Source organism: Nesterenkonia suensis, assembly GCF_054782935.1.
Map to the genome: position 1 here is coordinate 467,413 of NZ_BAAGRN010000001.1, position 19,620 is coordinate 487,032.

General features: G+C 68.1%; 12 protein-coding genes. 8 read left to right on the plus strand and 4 right to left on the minus strand.

The features are described from left to right. Positions 1–1,329 carry a glutamate-1-semialdehyde 2,1-aminomutase gene (gene hemL / locus ACYVKI_RS02040; protein ID WP_460688677.1) on the plus strand — a complete coding sequence of 443 codons (1,329 nt, stop codon included), beginning with the start codon at positions 1–3 and terminating at the stop codon, positions 1,327–1,329. Positions 1,330–1,464: 135 nt separating this feature from the next. Here hemL and betC read toward each other — a convergent pair whose 3' ends face one another. After that, positions 1,465–3,069 (minus strand): choline-sulfatase, encoded by a 1,605-nt coding sequence (gene betC, locus ACYVKI_RS02045; RefSeq protein WP_460688678.1) that lies wholly within the window; start codon positions 3,067–3,069, stop codon positions 1,465–1,467. A gap of 98 nt (positions 3,070–3,167) precedes the next feature. Between betC and ACYVKI_RS02050 the strand changes: the two genes are divergently transcribed. Then, a complete protein-coding gene (locus tag ACYVKI_RS02050) occupies positions 3,168–4,133 on the plus strand; it encodes a formylglycine-generating enzyme family protein (protein ID WP_460688679.1) in 966 nt (321 codons plus the stop codon). A gap of 68 nt (positions 4,134–4,201) precedes the next feature. Here ACYVKI_RS02050 and ACYVKI_RS02055 read toward each other — a convergent pair whose 3' ends face one another. Next, a complete protein-coding gene (locus tag ACYVKI_RS02055) occupies positions 4,202–4,933 on the minus strand; it encodes an exonuclease domain-containing protein (RefSeq protein ID WP_460688680.1) in 732 nt (243 codons plus the stop codon). Positions 4,934–5,099: 166 nt separating this feature from the next. Here ACYVKI_RS02055 and ACYVKI_RS02060 point away from each other — a divergent pair, with 166 nt between their 5' ends. From ACYVKI_RS02060 to ACYVKI_RS02085, 6 genes are all read left to right on the plus strand, one after another. Next, complete coding sequence (locus ACYVKI_RS02060) at positions 5,100–5,804, plus strand: DUF6318 family protein (protein WP_460688681.1); 705 nt, start codon at positions 5,100–5,102, stop codon at positions 5,802–5,804. Positions 5,805–5,806: 2 nt separating this feature from the next. Further along, a complete protein-coding gene (locus ACYVKI_RS02065; RefSeq protein WP_460688682.1) occupies positions 5,807–6,895 on the plus strand; it encodes a hypothetical protein in 1,089 nt (362 codons plus the stop codon). Between the two features lie 97 nt (positions 6,896–6,992). Then, positions 6,993–10,493 (plus strand): PD-(D/E)XK nuclease family protein, encoded by a 3,501-nt coding sequence (locus ACYVKI_RS02070; protein WP_460688683.1) that lies wholly within the window; start codon positions 6,993–6,995, stop codon positions 10,491–10,493. Further along, positions 10,490–14,182, plus strand: a complete 3,693-nt coding sequence (locus tag ACYVKI_RS02075; RefSeq protein ID WP_460688684.1) for a UvrD-helicase domain-containing protein — start codon at positions 10,490–10,492, stop codon at positions 14,180–14,182. Before ACYVKI_RS02070 ends, ACYVKI_RS02075 begins: the two co-directional genes overlap by 4 nt. Positions 14,183–14,203: 21 nt before the next feature. After that, complete coding sequence (locus ACYVKI_RS02080; RefSeq protein WP_460688685.1) at positions 14,204–15,199, plus strand: HNH endonuclease; 996 nt, start codon at positions 14,204–14,206, stop codon at positions 15,197–15,199. Positions 15,200–15,208: 9 nt separating this feature from the next. Further along, positions 15,209–16,030: an Fpg/Nei family DNA glycosylase gene (locus ACYVKI_RS02085; protein ID WP_460688686.1), complete on the plus strand. Its 822-nt coding sequence runs from the start codon at positions 15,209–15,211 to the stop codon at positions 16,028–16,030. A 42-nt stretch (positions 16,031–16,072) separates the two neighbouring features. On the opposite strand, the gene ACYVKI_RS02090 is transcribed toward ACYVKI_RS02085, so the two are convergent. Next, positions 16,073–17,263: an MFS transporter gene (locus ACYVKI_RS02090; RefSeq protein WP_460688687.1), complete on the minus strand. Its 1,191-nt coding sequence runs from the start codon at positions 17,261–17,263 to the stop codon at positions 16,073–16,075. A 352-nt stretch (positions 17,264–17,615) separates the two neighbouring features. Then, complete coding sequence (locus ACYVKI_RS02095) at positions 17,616–19,589, minus strand: phosphotransferase (RefSeq protein ID WP_460688688.1); 1,974 nt, start codon at positions 19,587–19,589, stop codon at positions 17,616–17,618. Between the last annotated feature and the right edge of the window lie 31 nt (positions 19,590–19,620).

The window sequence follows — 19,620 nt, forward strand, 5'->3', positions numbered from 1 at the left end:
GTGACAGACCCGCAGACCACCAACCAGCAGCTCTTCGACTCCGCCCGTGACCTGATGCCCGGCGGGGTGAACTCCCCGGTGCGGGCCTTCGGCTCGGTCGGCGGGACCCCGGCGTTCATGCTCTCTGCCGAGGGCCCCTACCTCACCGACGCCGAGGGCACGCAGTACGTGGACCTCGTCGGCTCCTGGGGTCCCGCGCTGCTGGGGCACAAGCACCCGCAGGTGATCGAGGCCGTCCACGCCGCCGTCGACGCCGGCCTGGGCTTCGGCACATCCCACCCCGCCGAGACCCGGCTGGCCGAGCTGGTGCGTGCCAGGGTGCCCGGGGCGGAGATGATCCGTATGGTCTCCACCGGCACCGAGGCCACGATGACGGCGATCCGCCTGGCCCGCGGGGCCACAGGACGCAACCTGGTGGTCAAGTTCGCCGGCTGCTACCACGGGCATTCCGACGGGCTGCTGGCCGCTGCCGGCTCGGGTGTGGCCACCCTCGGGTTGCCCGGCTCCGCCGGGGTGACCGAGGCGCAGGCCTCCGAGACCATCGTGATCGAGTACAACGACCGTGCCGCCCTGCAGCAGGTCTTCGCCGAGCGGGGTGACGACGTCGCCGCCGTCATCACCGAGGCCACTCCGGCGAACATGGGCGTGGTGCCCCCGGCCGAGGGCTTCAACGCCTTCATCCGGGAGATCACCGCCCAGCACGGTGCGCTGATGATCTTCGACGAGGTCATGACCGGTTTCCGCATCACCGAGGCCGGCTACTGGGGCGCCTCCGGCCGGGTCGAGGGCTGGACCCCGGACCTGTTCACCTTCGGCAAGGTCATCGGTGGTGGGCTGCCGACCGCTGCGGTGGCCGGACGCCGTGAGGTCATGGAGCACCTGGCCCCGACCGGTCCGGTCTACCACGCGGGCACGCTGTCCGGGAACCCGGTGGCGATGGCCGCCGGTGTGGCCACCCTGGAGCACGCCACTGCGGAGGTCTACCAGCACATCGACCGGCAGGCCGAGACGGTGGCCTCCGCCCTGGGAGAGGCGCTGGACGCCGCCGGGGTGGACCACTCCATCCAGAAGGTGGGCTCGCTGTTCTCGATGGCGTTCGGCACCTCCGCGTCCGGGGTGAAGGACTACGCAACAGCTCAGGCGCAGGAGACGTTCCGGTACGGGCCGTTCTTCCACGCCATGCTGGAGGCCGGGGTGTACCTGCCGCCGAGCGTGTTCGAGGCCTGGTTCCTCTCCGCCGCGCACGACGACGCCGCCGTCGAGCGGATCCTTGATGCCCTGCCGGCTGCCGCCGAGGCCGCTGCCGCTGCGGAGTCTCCCGCGGGCTGAGGCCCGCGCCGGCGTCCGGGCTGCGGCGTCACGTGCAGATCGAGTGGCCACGAATCACCGGATCTCCGGGGTGGCACGCCGTGTCAGAGCCCCAGATGCCGTGATTCGTGGCCACTCGTTGTTCTGCAGGCTGCGTCAGCCCGCCGGCTGGCGGATGGTGCCGTACTTCAGGGCGGACCAGAAGTCTCCGCGCACGTAGCGCTGCTCCGGGTCCGGGTCGAAGTCGAAGCTGCGCGACTGACCCTTGCTCAGCGCCTCGGCCACCAGACGCCGCCGGCGCTGGCTGGCCCGGACCTGGTCCTCGAGCGTGGCGAGGTCGTAGCGGGCGTCCAGCTCACCCCGCAGGGTCGTGACGACGTCGGCGTAGGCCGGGCCGTCGGCCACATTGCGCAGCTCGTCGGGATCGGCCTGCAGGTCGAACAGCTGGTCCGGGTCCCCGGGGCAGGTGATGAACTTGTGCGGGCCGCGGACGATGGTCAGCTGGGGGCGCACGGTGCCTTCGGCCAGGTACTCGATGACGACCTCCCGGCTGTCCGGATCGAGCTCTCCCGCGGCCTCCCGGCGGGCGATCTCCAGCATGGAGTCCCCGCGGGTCTCCGCCGCGGGAGCCTGCCCCAGCTGCAGCAGCGTGGGCATCAGGTCCAGCAGGGAGACCGGGGTCCGGTACCGCCCCTTCGGCACCAGGTGCTCCGGGCCGTGGACGATCATCGGCACTCGTGCGGACTGCTCGTAGGGGGACATCTTGTACCAGAGGCCCTTCTCGCCGAGCATGTCGCCGTGGTCCGCGGTCACGATGATCACCGTGTTGTCCATCAGCCCCAGTTTCTCCAGCTGCGCCCGGATCCTCCCCACGTGGTCGTCGATGTAGCTGACGGCCGCGTAGTAGGCGTGGCGGGCCCGACGGACCTCGTCGATGCCGGGCTCCCGGACGTCGAATCCGCTCATGGCCCGCAGTCGGTGACTGTGCGGATCGGAGGCCGGATCCGGGACCTCCGGATGAGCGGGGTCGGGGATGTCTCCGTCGCCGAACCTGTCCCAGTGCTCCTGGGGCGGCTCGTAGGGGTCATGCGGGTGGATGAAGCTGGTGACCATCAGGAACGGCCGGGCCTGCTCCCCGTGGGCTTCGGCCCACCGGTCGGCCCGGACCCGATCGTTGAGATGACGCAGCGTGCGGAAGGCCACCTCGTCGTCGAAGTCCTGCTGGACCGAGGCTTCGGAGACCCCGGCGTCGAAGACGGCCTCGGCGTCGTGGTACCACTGCAGCTTCTGGTCGAAGGGCAGGTCCCAGTCCGGGACCATGTCCAGGTCGGCCGGGTACACGTCGGTGGTGAGCCGTTCCTCGAAGCCGTGGTGCTGGTCGGCGCCGATGAAGTGCATCCGACCCACCAGGGCGGTGTGGTAACCGACATTGCGCAGGTGGTGGGCGAACGTCGGCTCGGAGGAGGCGAAGTCATCGCCGTTGTCGAAGCAGCCCAGCTCGGAGGGCATGGTGCCGGTCATCATGGAGGCCCGGGACGGCGCACACAGCGGAGTGTTGCAGTAGGCCCGGTCGAAGACCGCACCCTCGGCGGCCAATGCGTCGATGTGCGGGGTCTTGGCCGCCTCGTCGCCGTAGGCGCCCAGGGCCTGGGCGGCCATCTGGTCCGCCTGGATGACCACGATGTTCGGAGGGGAGACGGTGGCTCCGTCAGCAGGGGGAGACACGGTTCCGTCGTGGTGGGAGACGTGCTCTTCAGTCATCCTGCATCCCTCCTTCTGGGTCTGCGTGTGAATAGGGAGGCCCGTGGAGACACGGGCCGTGGCCAGCGTACATGTTCGCGATGGTTAAGGTGGGGGAGATGGTTTCCACAGATGATGCACCCACCTGCTGCGCCGCCTCCCGTGGGGCGACTGCTTCGACTTCTCCCGCGGCTTCCGACGCGTCGTCCGACGGCGGCGCGCTGGGTGTTGCCGTCCCAGGCCCCGGCAGAGTTGAGCTGAAGGCACTGGCTGCCGCGGCTCCGAGTGAGCTGGCCCTGGTGGGGCTCGACGGCGGCGCCTTCCGGATGGGCAGTGAGGATGCGCTGGCCTACCCGCAGGACGGGGAGGGGCCGGTGCGGACGGTGGAGGTGGCGCCCTTAGCGATCTCGGCGACCACAGTGACGGTGGCGGAGTTCGCGGCGTTCGTGCTGGCCACAGGGCACGTCACCGATGCCCAGCGGTGCGGGGACTCGCTGGTGTTCGCCGGAAAGCTGGCGCCCCAGGTGGCTGAACGGCTGCCTCGGGTGTCGGAGGCTCCCTGGTGGTGCCAGGTGCCGGGTGCGACATGGTTCGCCCCGGAGGGGCCGGGGTCCTCGGCGCGCGGCCGGGAGGATCACCCGGTGACCCATGTCTCGCAGCGGGACGCGACGGCCTATGCGGCCTGGTTGGGCGCCCGTCTGCCGTCGGAGCAGGAGTGGGAGTTCGCCGCGCGTGGGGGGCTGGACCAGCAGCCCTATCCGTGGGGCGCGGTGCGTGACCCGGACGGTGTGCGGCGGATGAACATCTTCCCGGGCAGCTTCCCGGATGACCCGGGCGGTCCGGTGGGGACGGTCCCGGTGCGGTCCTTCGAGCCGAACGGGTACGGACTGTTCAACGTGACAGGCAATGTGTGGGAGTGGACGGCCAGCCCGCGGTCTGCGGGGTCGGATGAGCTGGTGATGCGTGGGGGTTCGTACATGTGCCACGAGTCCTACTGCCGGCGGTATCGGACCTCGGCCCGCAGCTCCGCGACGGCGGACACGTCCTTGGGGCATGCCGGGTTCCGGGTGGCGTTGAGCCGCTGAGGGCGCGGACAGCTTCGAGCCGGCTTCGGAGTTGACTGGGCGTCCGGATGTGTGGCGGGGTCGGCCAGTCACATGGGCCAGCTCGGGTCCACGACGGCGTCCGGGCGGGTCTTACGGAAGTAGTCCTGCAGGGAGGCGGCCTGCTCGGCCTTCCAGCTGATCTGCAGCTGGTGGAGCTCCTCGGCGGGGATCTGGGTCTGCGGGAAGCGGGACGCCAGCGCGTCGGCGACTTCGACGGCGGCCCAGGCGTCCGCGGAGGCGGAGTGGGCGTCGTCGAGCGCCACCCGGTAGTGCTCGGAGAGGTGCCCCAGGGTGCGTTTGCCGCGGCGGAACTTGTCCACCTGCTTATCGATCACCAGAGGGTCGATGACCGGAGATGCCTCTGGGAAGTCTGCGCCGTTCCGGTGGGCCTCTTCGGCGAGGACGGTGAGGTCGTAGGGCGCATTGAAGACCACCACGGGCGTGCCGGCGGCGAACTCCTGAGAGAGCGCGTAGACGATCTGGGGGATGGCTTCCGCGGCGAGCTGGCCTTCAGTCTGGACGCGTTCGGTCGTGATCCCGTGGATAGCGGTGGTCTCCGCCGGGATCTCGACTCCCGGATTGACCAGCCAGTCCTGGACCCGCGTCGGGGCCTGCGGGGTGACCTGGTCAGACTCGGACTCGGGCGGCACGTCGAAGATCACCAGGGCGGCGGAGACGATCCGGGCCACCCGTGGGTCGCGGGAGGTGGTCTCCAGGTCGAAGCCGACCCGGCGGCCGAGGTGCCACGAGTCGTTGTTGGTGGGGAGGTCAAAGAGCATCGGATTGTCCACACCTCCACACTATCCCGGACCTGTGACATGACCGATGCTGGAGTGTCGGAGCGGCGCTTCGCAAGGGCGTCGGTTATCCACAGGTCAGGAGATGGGCGTCACGTCTCGTGTCCGTTTTTGTCTAGGGTGTGGTGGTGAAGGAACTGAGCGAGTCATGGAGAGTGCAGTGAGCGGAACGAGATGGAGCGCGGTGTGGCAGGGCAGGGGACCGCTGGCTCTGGCGGCGCTGTGCGGGGTGGCCCTGGTCGGCTGTGGGGCCGGCGAGGAGCCTGATGAGACTACGGGTGCGGCCGCGACAGTCGAGCCCGACGACGGGGCGGACAGCGCGGAGGCTGAAGGCACAGAGGCCGCTGACGAGTCCGGGGAAGCGGAGGAGGCTGAGCCAACGCCGATACCTGCCTCCTCTGACGGGCCGGCGCAGAACTGGCCGGAGCCTGAGGTGCCGGACGAGATCTATGAGGAGACACCCGACGGCGCGATCGCGGTGGTGGAGGCGTGGTTCGAAGCCCGAAACTACTTGCAGCTCACTGGCGATGACGGCCCGCTCTGGGATGTCTCGTCTCCAGAATGCGAGTATTGTGAAGTTGTCAGCGAGCGCCTTGTTGGCGTGTACGAGTCCGGAGACTTCTGGTATGTCATCGAGGATTCATATATTGAGGATCCTCTTGTGTCAGTTATCGATGACGGGCGCGCAACAGTCTTGATTGACATTTTCGAGGGGAAGTTTGCTGCTTACGAGAACGGTGAACTCTACGGCAAAGGTGGCGATCATCACTACGATTTGGGTGAAGCTGTCGTAGAGTTCACCGAGACGGGGTGGCAGGTGCATGAGCTAGCCGTTCGGTCCTCGGAGGACTAAGTATGCAATCCACGGTCCGCAGCATCGTTGCCTTGAGTCTGTTCTTGGTCTCGGCCATCCAGCAACCGGCATATGCCGCGTCGGCATCGTCTTCTGATCCGTCGCAGGACGTCATGGGAGACATGGGGGACGATTGGGTGCGAGTAACTGGCGTTGAGGATCGATCGGCTGAGGATTCTCCGGTGCCGGGTGAAAGTGATTCTCGGGAATCGGCCGATCCCGCCTCAGATCGCGACTCGCAGCAAGAAGAGCAGGAAGCAGCGAGGCCTTCTGGCTCCGTCGAGTCGCCATCAGACCTGTTCTGTGTCGACTGGAATGAAGCGCGTCTCGCTGAGTGTCGTGAGCGTGTGGCTCGTCAGTGTTACGCCGCGGGCCAGGACGTCGGATCTGTCACTGATGCCGATGGGAACGCGGGCCTTCGGTGTGTCACCACAGGCGGGACCATCGATGAGGAGGACGCCGAGGATGATGTCATCGAACTTTTGGCCCAGCTGCCGGGGGCAGTTGAGGAGGAGTTCGCTGAACTCCAGATCGTTGGCGGTTCGGTGTCCTTCGAACCGGATCTGCTGGGGTTCGGCTTCCTGAACCGACACACGCACATGTTCGTGGATGTGGAGGAGCAGATCGTTGAGACGGAGATCCTGGGCTTTGACGTGGAGATCCGCGCGATCCCTGAGAGTTTCCAGTGGGACTACGGTGACGGGAACCAGCGCACCACCTATCAGCCGGGCGAGCCGCTGCCGGAGTACTGGGCGGGGGAGCCGGTGGACAAGACGAACACGGAGACCCCGACGAGTCATGTCTATGAGGAGACGGGTGTCTTTGAGGTGGCGGTGACCACGATGTTCTCGGGACAGTATCGGCTCGAGGGCGGGGAATGGATCGTGATCTCCGGGTCTTCAGAGGTCTCGGCTACGCCGGGGGAGGCCGACATCTGGCGTCAGTCGGCGCGCAATGTCTCCGGGCCGTGTCGCAGCCAGGAGGAGTGGGGCTGCAACGGGCCGGTGGAGCTGGAGCCGGGTGACCGGCCGCCGAAGATCTTCGAGGACCAGTATGACGAGCACGGCAACTGGATCGGTGGCCATCAGTGAGATAACTCGGACGGATTGGCAGTCCGACCCCGCCGGGTGGTCACCATAGCCCCTTGGCCCGGCGATCATGTCACACCCCTCTGATTGAATGGCTGGCATGGAGTTCGATGAGACCCAAGGCCAGGTCCTCGCCGCCGTCGCCGAGCCCGATCACGGCCCCATCCTGGTGCACGGCGGTCCGGGCAGCGGGAAGTCCACCGTGGCTGTGGAGCTGGCACTACGTCATCTGGAGTCCGGCCAGGACTCCCATCGGCTCCTCGTGCTCTCACCCACCCGGGCGACGTCGGCAGCGTTGCGCGATGAGATCGAGACCTCCTGGGCGAGCCGGGACACCAGTGGACGGGGAGGCTCCCTCTCCGAGCAGCCCTCGCGTTCCTTCTCCTCCTACGCCTTCTGGCTGCTCGGGGAGGCCCGACGGCGGGAGATCCTGACTTTCCGCGCCCGCCAGCCTCGCCTGCTCTCCGGTGCGGAGCAGGACAGCATCATCCGTCAGCTGTTGGCCCCGGATGCCACCACAGGTCTGACAGCGGTCAGCTGGCCTGCGGCGCTGCAGGAAGCCGCCAGCACCGACGGGTTCCGCAAGGAGATCCGTGAGCTGTTCGACCGTGCCGCGGAGTACGGCGTCTCACCGGACCGGCTGCGGGCGTTGGCGGAATCCTGTCGGCGTCCGGAGTGGCAGGCAGCGGCCGATCTCTATGAGCAATACCGGGAAGACCTCGACGCTGGCTCCAACGCGGACGCCTTCGACCCCGCCGGGCTGATCAACGAGGCCTGCAACCTGCTTGAGGAGAACCCGGAGCTCCTCGAAGACGAGCGGTTGCGCCTGCGGCGGATCATCGTCGACGACGTCCAGGAGGCCACCCCCAGCGTCTTCCGCCTGTTGCGGCTCATCGGGGCCGGTCAGGACGTCGTCGCCTTCGCGAACCCGGAGACGGCGGTCCAGGGTTTCCGGGGCGCCCGGCCGGACAAGCTGCGCAACTGGGCGGTGCCGCCACAGCGCCTCAGCGCGGAGGACGCCGGACTGGACCCTGACACCGACCTCGTCGTGGACGGCGTGGTGCGTCGCAGCGTCTCCGGAGCGATGATCCCGGACCCGCATGGCGGACTGCCAGGCATGGAACCGAGGGTCATGGTGCTGAAGACGAACCACCGGGCCGCCTCGACGGTCGGCCGGGTGTACGCGCGTGTGCTGCGACGGCTCGCCCCCATCGGCCCGCCGGTGGCCCGGCGCCCTTGGGAGGCACTGCTCGAAGACGGCGGGCAGGGCGACAGCGCGGACAGCGCCGTCGGAGTCGACAGTGCCGACGGCACCGACGGCACCGACGGCACCGACGGCGTCACCGGTTCCTGCTCCGTCGAAGTGGTGCCCCAGGACTACCTAGCCGAACAGTTCGTCCTCCAGGAGGTGCTCGACCGGCACCACCGGGCGCAGGTGCCCTTCGACCAGATCGCCGTCATCGCCCGCAACGGGACCATGCTGAAGCGGCTGGTGCGCATGTTCCAAGCCCAAGGGGTTCCGGTGCGGCAGTCCATGAGTGACGTGGTGCTCAACCATGAGCCTGCCGTCGCGCCGCTGCTGCAGGTGCTGAGCATCGTCGCGGACCCGGAGGTGCGGGACGTCGAACTGTCCGAGGTGATCGGGCTGCTTGCCAGCCGCTACGGTGAGGCAGACTCCATGACCCTGCGGAGCCTGCGCCAGGTGCTGCGGCAGCAGGAGCGGCGCAGTGCTGCCGGTGAGCCGCGCAGCTCGGACGATCTGCTCTGCGCCGCCGTCAACAAGCCAGAGGACGCCGTGATCGTCGACGTGCGGTCCCAGCAGCGGTACCGGCACCTCACACGGGGCGCGGAGCGGATCGCGGCGATGATCCGGGCCGGTCGTGCCGCCTTCGACGCCGCGGCAGGCCCCGAAGAGCTGCTGTGGGAGATCTGGGACGCCGCCGGGGTCAGCGCCCACTGGGCCGGAGTCTCCCGCAAGCCGACGGCTGAGGGGCGTGTCGCCGACCAGGACCTCGACGCCGTCATGGCCCTGTTCCAGGCCGCGGAACGGTTCACTGACCAGAACCCGGGTGCGACTCCTCAGGCCTTCGTGGACCACATGGAGCGCCTCGAGCTGCCCATGGACACGCTGGCCAAGACCTCAGCCGGCGATCAGGCGGTGGAGGTGCTCACCCCCGCCAGTGCGGCCGGACGAGAGTTCGACACGGTCATCCTCACCGGCCTGCAGGAGGGCGCCTGGCCGAACCTGAACCCCCGGGGCCAGCTCCTCGGCAGCGGGCAGCTGGTCGACGTCGTCGAAGGACGGACCGACAGTGCGGCCCAGTCGGCGCTGGTGAAACGCATGAACGTGCTGCAGGACGAATACCGGCTCTTCGCCTCGGCCGTCTCCCGGGCCAGACGTCGGATCTTCGCGGTCGCCGTCCACGGCAAGGAGGAGAGCCCCTCGATGCTGCTGGACCTGGTGCTCCCGCCGGATGAGCGCACCTCCCGGGGGTCGGCCATTCCGCGGCCGATCACCGCGCCGCGTCTCATCGCGGAGCTGCGGCGTGACCTGGAGCACAGCATCCAGCAGGAGCTCGACGGCGCCGAGGCAGCCCCCGGGACCGTCCAGGAGCGGGAGGCTGCCGCCCGGGCACTGGCCCGCCTGGCCTCGGCCGACCTCACCGGAGCCGACCCGGACCACTGGTGGGGGCTGCCCGAGCTCAGCACCGAGGCGCCGCTGCTGGAGCCCGAAGACGCCGTACGGGTCTCGCCGTCGAGCGTGCAGACCGCCGTCGAATCGCCGCTGCAGTGGTTCACTCAGGCGGCCGGGGGCGTGGAGCCGACCGACTTCACCCGCATGCTGGGTTCATTGATCCATGAGATCGCCGAACACCACCCCACAGAGACCGACCTCGACGTGCTGCACCAGGAGCTGGAGGACCGATGGCACACTCTCGGCCGCGACGAGGGTTGGGAGTCTGAGAAGGACCGGCGCCGGGCCGAGCAGATGATCGGCAAGCTCGCCCAGTACTATCGTGCCGTCGAGCGAGACGGCCGCGAAGTCGCCGCCCGAGAGCTGAAGGTCGAAGCAGCCCTGGAGGTTCCCGTCGGCGAACCCGACGATGACAGGGATGACGCCTCGAAACACAGAACTGTCCAGATCCGCGGTGTGATCGACCGGGTCGAGCGCACAGCAGACGGACGGCTGTTCGTCATCGATCTGAAGACCGGAAAGAACAAGCCCCCGGACAAGGACATCGCTACTCATGCTCAGCTGGGGGCCTACCAGCTGATGGTCTCGCTGGGCGCAGTCGACGCGGCCCTGGCTGGAGACAAGGGGGCATCCGGAGCAAGCGGGGAGGACGGTTCGCCCGTTGCCGGCTCCGAGTCCCTCGGCGCTGCGCTGCTGCACGTGGGCAGGGGCGTGGCGAAGGTCGACCTGCAGGGACAGCCCGCCCTGGCGGAGGACGAAGACTGGCCGGTCCAGCAGGTCACTCTCGCCGCTCGGGTGATGTCCGGGTCCCGCTTCGACGCCTTTCACCCGAATGGCCAGCAGATGTGCCGCATCGGTGCGTTGTGCCCGCTCTGCGAGAACGCGAAACAGGTGACCCAGCCATGAGCACATCGACCCACACGACGACCACGGGGGAGACCATGACTGACCGTCCTGCGGTGCGCTACACCGCCTGTGACATCGTCGACGCGTTGCAGCGGGACGTCCCGGCTGAGAAGCGTCTCTATCCCACCGCCGAACAGCAGGCCGTGATCGAGACCGGTATGGACCCGATGCTGGTGGTCGCCGGTGCCGGGTCCGGGAAGACCGCCACCATGGCGGATCGGGTGGTGTGGCTGGTGGCCAACGGCATCGTCGGGCCGGATCAGATCCTCGGGGTCACCTTCACCAAGAAGGCCGCCGGAGAGCTTAAGGAACGGATCGCCGGACGGTTGCGCCAGCTTGTCGACGCCGAACTCATCGCCCCGGAGGACATCGTTCCCGCCGAGCTGGCGGAGTCAGCCCGCACCCAGTCGCTTTCGGACCTGCTGGCCCCGTCGGTGTCGACCTACCACTCCTATGCGAACACCCTGGTCAGTGAATATGGTCTGCAGATCGGGTTGGAGCCGGAGACCCAGCTGATCGGCGAAGCCAAGGCGTGGCAGATGGTCCACCAGATCACCAGCAGCTATGAACGCGCCCAGGTGCTGGTGGAGGCGGATCAGTCCGCCGGCACCTTGGCGGGGCACATCATGCAGCTTGCCTCAGACTGTGCCGAGCATCTGTGCACTCCCGACGACGTCGAGGCGCACCTGGACATCGAGCTCGCCCGCTACGACGGGTGGGTGACCGCCGGGGCGAAGCCGACCAAGGACCAGGCTGGGCTCGCCCAGAACCTCCGGGTGCGCCGGGAGATGGCTGAGCTGGTCCGCCGTTTCCAGGACACCAAGCATCGCGAGGGGGTGATGGACTTCGGTGACCTGCTCCGTTTCGCCGCGCGCATCGCCATGGAGGTCCCCAGCGCCGGAGCCGCCGAGCGGGAGAAGTATCGGGTCGTGCTGCTGGACGAGTTCCAGGACACCTCTTACGCCCAGCTCGCCCTGTTCTCCAGCCTCTTCGGAGTCGGCACCGGCGAAGATGGCGGAGCCTCAGAAGGTGGCGAGACGGCGGGGGCTGGCCACGCGGTCACGGCCGTGGGCGACCCGAACCAGTCCATCTACGGGTTCCGGGGCGCCTCGGCTGGGCAACTCTTCGACTTCCCCCATGCGTTCCCCGCGGTGGACCCGGACAGTGGTGAGCGTCGTCCTGCCGATCTGAAGCAGCTCACCGTGGCGTGGCGCAACGGGCGCAGCATCCTGTCTGTCGCCAACCGGATGGTGGGGCCTTTCCGCCCGGACTCGCCGGATTCCCTGGGCAAGCCGTGGAGGCAGCACAACGCTCATCTGCGGGACCAGCTCAAGCCGCTCAGCTCCCCGTCGCATGCGGCAGAGGGCACGGTGAGCTACGGCTGGTTCGGCTCAGAGGCTGAGGAAGCCCGTGCCATCGCCGAGCAGCTGGGGGCGGCCTTGGACGTGCCGGACGCCTCGGCACGGCCCAGCTGCGCGGTGCTGGCCCGGACCCGGGCGCAGCTGGGGACGGTGGCGGAACACCTGCGGGCTGTGGGTATCGACTATGAGCTGGTGGGGCTCTCGGGACTGCTGCGCACCCCAGAGGTCGCCGAGGTGCTGGCCTATCTGCGCGTCATCGCGGACCCGGGCCGATCGGATGCGCTGATCCGCATTCTGGGCGGGGCACGCTACCGGATCGGCCCGAAGGACCTCGTCCAGCTGCAGCGCTCGGCGCGTGACCTGGAGGGCTCCCGGCAGCGCGTCGACGACGGCGGCGGAGCTGGCCCCGGGGCCACCGACACCCCGGACGCCGAGGACCGGTACGAGTCGACCGTCCTGGAGATGGACGAACGGTCGTCGTTGGTGGAGGCACTGGAGCGGCTGCGCGACACCCCAGAGCAGGCGGAGCGGTTGGGCCTCTCGACGGAAGGGCATCGCCGGTTGCTGCTGGCCAAGGACCAGGTTCGGCGTCTGCGGCAGTGGGCGGGTTTGGACTTGGGCGTGCTGATTCAGCGGATCGTCAGTGACACGGGCCTGGACGTGGAGGTCGCGGCTCGCCCCTGGGAGGAGCAGCACTACGCGACCCGGCAGCTCGATGCACTCATCGATGAGGCGGAGGGTTATGCCGCTACGGAGACCACCCCGGATCTGCGCGGCTTCTTGGACTGGCTCGAGGCCGCCGAGGAGAAGGAACGGGGGCTGGAGCAGGCTGACATCGAGCCCCAGGAAGGTGCGGTGCAGCTGCTGACCATCCACGCCTCGAAGGGCTTGGAGTGGGATGTGGTCGTCGTCGCCGGGTTGCGGGAGGAGAAGTTCCCCAGCAAACAGGCTGATCGATGGACCGGCAGCAACGGGATGTTACCAGCCAGGCTGCGTGGTGATCGCCGTAGCATCCCACAGTGGGAGACGGATCAGGGCACCTTGCAGGAGTGGGCAGTGGCCGCCGGTGCCGGGAGCCTGAAGTCGTTCACCGACGAGAACTCCGTCTACTCGCAGGACATGAAGGACTTCAGCCGGGAGGAGGAACGTCGCCTGGCCTATGTGGCCGTCACCCGGGCGAAGAAGCTGCTGATCTGCACCGGCGCATGCTTCTACGGACATGCCAAAGGCAAGGGGCCCTCGGAGTTCCTGGAGGAGATCCGCGAGATCGTCGACGCTGGCGGTGGAGATGGTCAGACCCGGTTGGCGTGGGCCGAGGTCGAGGACATGGCCTCCAACCCATTGGCCGGGCAGATGTTCGGTGCGCACTGGCCCTACGACCCGCTGGCTCCGATGCCCATCGCCCGCTATCAGGAGCAGGAGGCGCCCGAAGGTGAGGCCCGGGTGGGGACCAGGAAGCTGATCGACGCCGCAGCGGAGGACCCGGGGCGCCGTCCGGCGCTCGCCCGCGCTGCGGAGCTGGTCCGGCAGGCCAGGGCCCAAGAGGAGGATCCGGGTGAAAGCGACCCCACACCGTGGGAGCAGGAGGCCCAGTGGATCGTCGACAGAGTGCGCGCGCAGCGGCGGGGGAGCGGCCTGCCGTCCTTCCCGGCACACATCAGCGTCTCCGGAGTGGTCGGCCTGGCCCAGAACGCCAAGGGCATGGCGGAGTTCGCCCGTCGGCCGGTGCCGGTGAAGCCCTCCCAGGCGGCCCGCCGCGGCACGGTGATGCACGAGTGGATCGAGGAGTTCTACGAGACCCGCAGCCGCCTGCCGGACATCGAGGAGCCGGGCCGCGGGGATGAGGAGCTCGACGACGCCTTCGACCTCGCCCAGGTGAAGGAACAGTTCACGCGCACCCAGTGGGCGCAGCGGCAGTTGTATGCCGCCGAGATCCCGGTGGAGACCTCCATCGATGGTGTGGTGGTGCGTGGACGAATCGACGCCGTCTTCGGCCGTGATCAGGACGGGCGGGACCTCACCGCGGAAGACCATCGCCGCTGGGAGCTGATGCCAGGTGATGAACGGGACGCCCAGATGCGCCGATGCACGTGGCACCTGGTCGACTGGAAGACCGGCACGGTGCCCACCGGCAAGGACCTCACGGAGAAGCAGCTGCAGCTGGCGGTGTACCGGTTAGCCTTCCATCGGCTCTACGGAGTGCCGCTGGACCAGATCGAGGCCTCGTTCTTCTACGTGGAGCACGGGGAGACAGTGCCCGGCACCGACCTGCCCGAAGCGGAGGCGCTGGAGAACCACATCCGCTCCGCCCGTGAGCACTTCGGATGAATCAGGGCCGAGCCTTCACCCGTGCCCCACTTCTCATGGCCTAAGGTAAAGGATATGGTCTCGTCTATTTCCCATGGTTCAACGCTGAGCGCGACCGTGGCGCAGGACCTTGAGTTTCGTCAGTTGGCTTTCGGCTGGCTCGACCGGAAAACAGAGGGAGGAACTAAGCCTCTCACCCGCCGACAGATTCAAGAGTTCAAGGGTCACCGGCCTGAGGCGAGACATCACCTCATTCTTCAGGAGGGTATCTGGAAGCCTGCTGAGCTGCTGGCGACTCTATCCGTGACGACCGGAGTACCGCACGGGCGGAAAGATCGGAACATTTACCATGACAAGATGTCTGGTGGTCTGGTGGAGTATCAGTTCACTGCGTCGCCCAAGAAACAGCACCACAATAAGGGCCTCGTCCAGGCGGCCGACCTCAACCTCCCCGTCATCTATTTTCGAGGCACTGAAACCGGGGCATTCGATGTCTACTTCCCCGTGTATATCCAGATCTCTCCAGCCCGTCGCACGGCGCTATTGGACCTCACCTCCCGGTCCCTCGCTTCGGGTCCTGTTGACTTTGGCTACACCGGGTCTTTAATCGATGTCGACCCTGAGCACGGCGAACGTACCGTACGCTCGCGCCTTCATCAAAGGGACTTCAGAGCGAATGTGATGACGGCCTATCAGGAGCACTGCGCGGTCTGCACTTTGGGTCATTCAAGGCTGCTCGATGCGGCCCATATTGTTGAGGATAGCCGCGGCGGAAGCCCGAGGATTACTAACGGTCTCTCACTGTGCAAGATTCACCACGCTGCATACGACTCCAATATCATGGGTATTTCTCCGAACTACCGGATCCACATCCGCCAGGACATCCTCGAGGAAGCGGATGGGCCCATGTTGCGTCACGGTCTCCAGGAACACGATGGTCAGCAGCTATGTGTTCTCCCCGCGAATCGCGCATGGTATCCCGACAGAGAAGCGTTGGCAGCGCGCTTCGATACGTTCAAGACGACGCCGCCATTTTGAGCTTCTGCCATGCCCGAAGGCGACAGCATCTACCGCGAGGCCGCGCTCCTGCATGAGGCGCTGGCCGGCGGCACTCTGCTCGTCACCGAGTTCCGGGTCCCCACTTTCGCCGCCGCTGACATCTCCGGGCGGACTGTCGATCACGTCCAGGCCCGGGGCAAACATCTGCTGATCCACACCGCAGACACCGTGATCCACTCCCACCTGAAGATGGAGGGCGCCTGGCACGTCTACCCGAGGGCCCAGGGGAGGCCCCGATGGCGGCGTCCCGGCCACACGGCTCGCTGCGTCCTCACCACCGCTGACCATCAGGCGGTCGGCTTCTCCCTGGGGGAGCTGCACCTGTTCACACCGGCGGAAGCCGAAGCTCATCTCGCCCATCTGGGCCCGGACCTCCTCGGCCCCGACTGGGACGCAGACGAAGCCCAGCGGCGTCTGCTGGCCCAATCGGAGCGTGCCATCGGCGTCGCGCTGCTGGACCAACGCAACCTGGCCGGCGTCGGGAACGTGTACCGCAGTGAGATCTGCTTCCTCGCCAGGATCCATCCGGAGACACCCGTGCGCAGCGTCCCGGACCTGGAGCGTGTCCTGGCGATCGCGCACCGCCTCCTGGACATCAACAAGCTGCGCCCTCGACGCTGCACCACGGGCACCCCCGGTGGCGGCATTGACCTGTGGGTCTACGGCCGAGGGGGAAGCCCCTGCCTGCGCTGCCGAGGACGTATCGAGCGCGCCACGTCAGGAGAGGCTGCCCAACGCCGTGCCGCACAGGAAGACCGTGTGGTCTACTTCTGCCCGCGATGCCAGCCTCAGCCGGCCCTCAGCCGCTGAGCGAGCCACGGGCCCGCCACGGCCAGACATCCAGGGCTACGCTCAGCTGCGCGCAGACCCCCGCCGGCTCAGGACAATCATGTACCCGGCGATGAGCACACCGATCGCCGCCGCGCCGGCTCCCACATAGCTGGGGGCGCGCAGTCCCCATCCCCAATCGATGACGGTCGCACCGATGATCGCGCCCAAGGCGTTGGCGGCGTTGAACGCCGAATGGTGCAGCGAGGCCGCCACCTGGGGCGCCTTCGGAGCGGAGTCGATCAGATACGTCTGCATCGCGGGGCTCAACGCCGACGCGGAGCATCCCACCAGGAACAGGAACAGGACTGCCAGCAGGGGAACGTGCGCGGTGGAGGCGAACATCACCATGAATACTGCGATGAGCGTCATGGAGATGACCACGGTGCCCATCACGGACTTGTCCGAGGCCCATCCTCCGGCGAAGTTGCCGACCACCATGCCGACCCCGTAGAGCCCCACCACATACGGCAGGTAGCGGGCATCCAACAGGGCCACATCGGTCATCACCGGGGAGATGTAGGAGTACAGGGCAAACATGCCGCAGAACCCCACCACGGCCAGCAGCACCCCCAACCACAGCTTCTGGGACCGCAGGCCCTTCAGCTCGCCCATGATCGAGGCGTGCTTCGCGGGCCGCTGCGTGGGCGCGAACGTCGCCACCGCCGCCATGGTGATCAGCGCCAGCACCATCACGATGGCGAACATCCACCGCCAGCCGAACTGCTGGCCGACCCAGGTCACCACCGGGACCCCGATGACGTTGGCGATCGCCAGACCGCCCAGGACTGCGGAGATCGCCTTCGATCGGCGGGTCGGTCCCACCATCTGGGCGGCCATCAGCGCAGCCACCGCAAAGTAGGCCCCGTGCGGCAGCCCCGAGATGAACCGGGCCGCCAGCATCGTCTCGTAGCTCGGCGCGACCAGGCTCAGGCCGTGGCCGATGATGAACAGCCCCAACAGGAACAGGGCGTACCTCCGCCGCTCCCGGGTCGCTCCGGGCAGGGCCAGCAGCGGGGCGCCGATCACCACCCCCAGCGCGTAGGCACTGATCAGATGGCCGCCCTGCGGGATGGTGATCTCCAGATCCGCCACGGCCTCCTGCAGCAGGCCCATGATCGCGAACTCGGTGACACCGATCGCGAAGCCGCCGAGCGAGAGCGCCACGATCGCGATGGCGATCTGCCGGCGCGAGAGCCGCGGATCCTCCGTCACGAGGGGGACCTCACCGGTGGTCGGGTCGGTGGGCTGGCTCTGGGATGTACGGGCGGAGGTCGGCACAGAGAATCCCCTCGTCGATCAGGTGTGCACGCCGAGGGCGGCGCGGGAGACAGGTCAGCGTTCATCAGAAGAGAGCACACCGGCGTGCTGAACACGCAGACGACAACTCAGCCGAGGCCCGTCACATTCCCCGCTTCCAAGGAGATTGCTGTCACAGAGCCGCCCGATCCTGCGGGCGAGCGAGGTCACCACCGAGCTGTGGGCCTGCGCTGTGAGGGCTGCTGCGCTGGCCCAGGGGAAGCGAGCCAGCGCAGCAGCCCTCACAGACAAGGACCTGGTGCCGCGGTCAGGAGCCGGGTGGGCGCAGGCCGGGGTAGGCGCTGTAGATGGAGTCCCGGGTCGCGGACTCCGACGACGGCACCCCCTGGGCATCCGCTGCCCCGGACGTGCTGGACTCGGCGTCGCCTGCGGCGTCACGTGCTGCGTCACGTGCTGCGTCACTGTCACCAGTGGTGTCACCGGCACCGTCGACGTCGTCCGCGGCCTCACCCGCCGCCTCCGGCGGAGAGACCGTCGGATGTGAGCCGGTCTGCGCGCTGGCAGCCGAGCCGGCGCTTCCTGCGGACCGGGCGCTGTCGGCGGACTTCGCACTGTCGGCTGACCTGGCGCTGTCCGCTGAACTGGCCGGGAAGAAGTTCTTCTGCTTGGCTCGCTTCTCCGACTCCGCATCGGCGACGATCGGCAGGGACCCCGATCCGGGACCTCCCCCCTCGGCTCGCCCCGCCTCAGCGAAGCCGCGCTCGGGCACTGGAGAGATCGCCCCGGTGGGGGTGTCGTCCTCACCCAGGAAATGGGAGTCGTCCACCCGCGGCGGGATCTCGCCGGTGGCCCCCTCGGCGGGGTGGCCACCAGAGCCGCCCCGCCCGCTGTCCGCAGGCGATGCCGGCGAGGGATGGAAGACGGCCGGGCCGGAGGCCGACGCGGCGGCCCCGGCAGACGCCGGGGAGGAGGCGTCGGGAGCAGAGCCGCGATCTGATCCGGGGGAGATCGCGGGGAACTGCCCGGTCGGGGTGTCGTCGTCGAGCGCAGGATCCGCCGCAGCACCCGCTGACGGCGTCGCCTCCTGAAGGGAGGCACTGTCGCCGGCTTCCTCACCCGACGCAACGCCGGATGCGGAACCCGACCCCGCGCTGGCGGCGTCAGCGGAAGCCTCGTCGGAGTCATCCGTCGCCTCATCGGCGGAGGCATCGGTGATCACCGCCGGCTCATGGTCATCGGCACCGGACTCGGCCCACTCTCCGGTGTCCGCCACCGTGGCGGCGGCACCGGCACGGGCCACCGGGCGCGAGTCCCGCACGCCAGCGGGCTCCTCACCCTGGACCGGTGTCAGCGAGATAGGCTGTCCCCCGTGCGCCTCGATGTCCTGCTCGAGCTGGCGCAGCAGGTTCAGCGCCTCGTCGACCATCTCCTGGTTCTCGGTGGAATGGCCGCGCACCAGCCACTGCGCCAGGGCGAACTCAGCGGTCAGCGCCGCCCGGCGCATCAGATGCGGGTCACGGGGGCCCTGCCGGTGCTCCTGATAGGAGGTCAGCACCGCCTGGGCGAAGTCAGGGTCCGGGGCGGCGGCCAGCCAGGCGAAGTCATCCGCCGGATCTCCGATGTGCAGATCGGTCCAGCCGGTCACGGCCACCACACGTTCACCCTCGACGTGCAGATTGTCCTCGTGCAGATCGCCATGACTCACTGACGGGGTGAAATCCCACAGCTCCTTCTCCTCCATGGCGTGCTCCCAGCGGCGCAGCAGCGACGACGGGATCTGACCGGTGGTCGCCGCCTGGTCGAGCTCGTTGAGCCGCCGCTGACGGAACCGCTCGGCTGAATAGCGGGGCAGGTCGGCATGGTCCACCACGGACTCGTCCAGATCATGGATCGCGGCAATGGTGCGGCCGACGTCGCGGATCACCTCCGGCCCGCTGGCCGCCAGCTGCTCCAACTCGCGAGCCTGCCCGGGCAGATGGTTGTAGACGAAAGTGCGCATCTCCCCGCGGCGCACAGCTCCCGCCACCGACGGCACGCGGAAGGGAAGCTCCGCGCGGATCGCTGTGGAGAAGCCGCGCAGCACCTGCAGCTCCGTCTCCAGCCGCATCGCGGCCTCCTGGTGCTGCGGGGAGCGGACGCGCCACCTGTTGCCCTCGGCATCGATGACGATCGCCGAGGTGAAGTCGCGGGCGTCGTCGGCGACGGCGGCCACACCGTTCGGGGAGAGCCCCGGCACGGCTGCGGTGGCCAGCGCCGCCAGTTCCATCGATGTCCATCGCACGGTCACCAGCGTATGGTCTCCTGATGCTCCT

Coding starts and splice junctions, on each gene's coding strand:
- ACYVKI_RS02085 (WP_460688686.1), top strand. CDS start 15,209: ATGCCCGAAGGCGACAGCATCTACCGCGAGGCCGCGCTCCTGCATGAG.
- ACYVKI_RS02060 (WP_460688681.1), top strand. CDS start 5,100: ATGGAGAGTGCAGTGAGCGGAACGAGATGGAGCGCGGTGTGGCAGGGC.
- ACYVKI_RS02070 (WP_460688683.1), top strand. CDS start 6,993: ATGGAGTTCGATGAGACCCAAGGCCAGGTCCTCGCCGCCGTCGCCGAG.
- betC (WP_460688678.1), bottom strand. CDS start 3,069: ATGACTGAAGAGCACGTCTCCCACCACGACGGAACCGTGTCTCCCCCT.
- ACYVKI_RS02050 (WP_460688679.1), top strand. CDS start 3,168: ATGGTTTCCACAGATGATGCACCCACCTGCTGCGCCGCCTCCCGTGGG.
- ACYVKI_RS02055 (WP_460688680.1), bottom strand. CDS start 4,933: ATGCTCTTTGACCTCCCCACCAACAACGACTCGTGGCACCTCGGCCGC.
- ACYVKI_RS02065 (WP_460688682.1), top strand. CDS start 5,807: ATGCAATCCACGGTCCGCAGCATCGTTGCCTTGAGTCTGTTCTTGGTC.
- ACYVKI_RS02075 (WP_460688684.1), top strand. CDS start 10,490: ATGAGCACATCGACCCACACGACGACCACGGGGGAGACCATGACTGAC.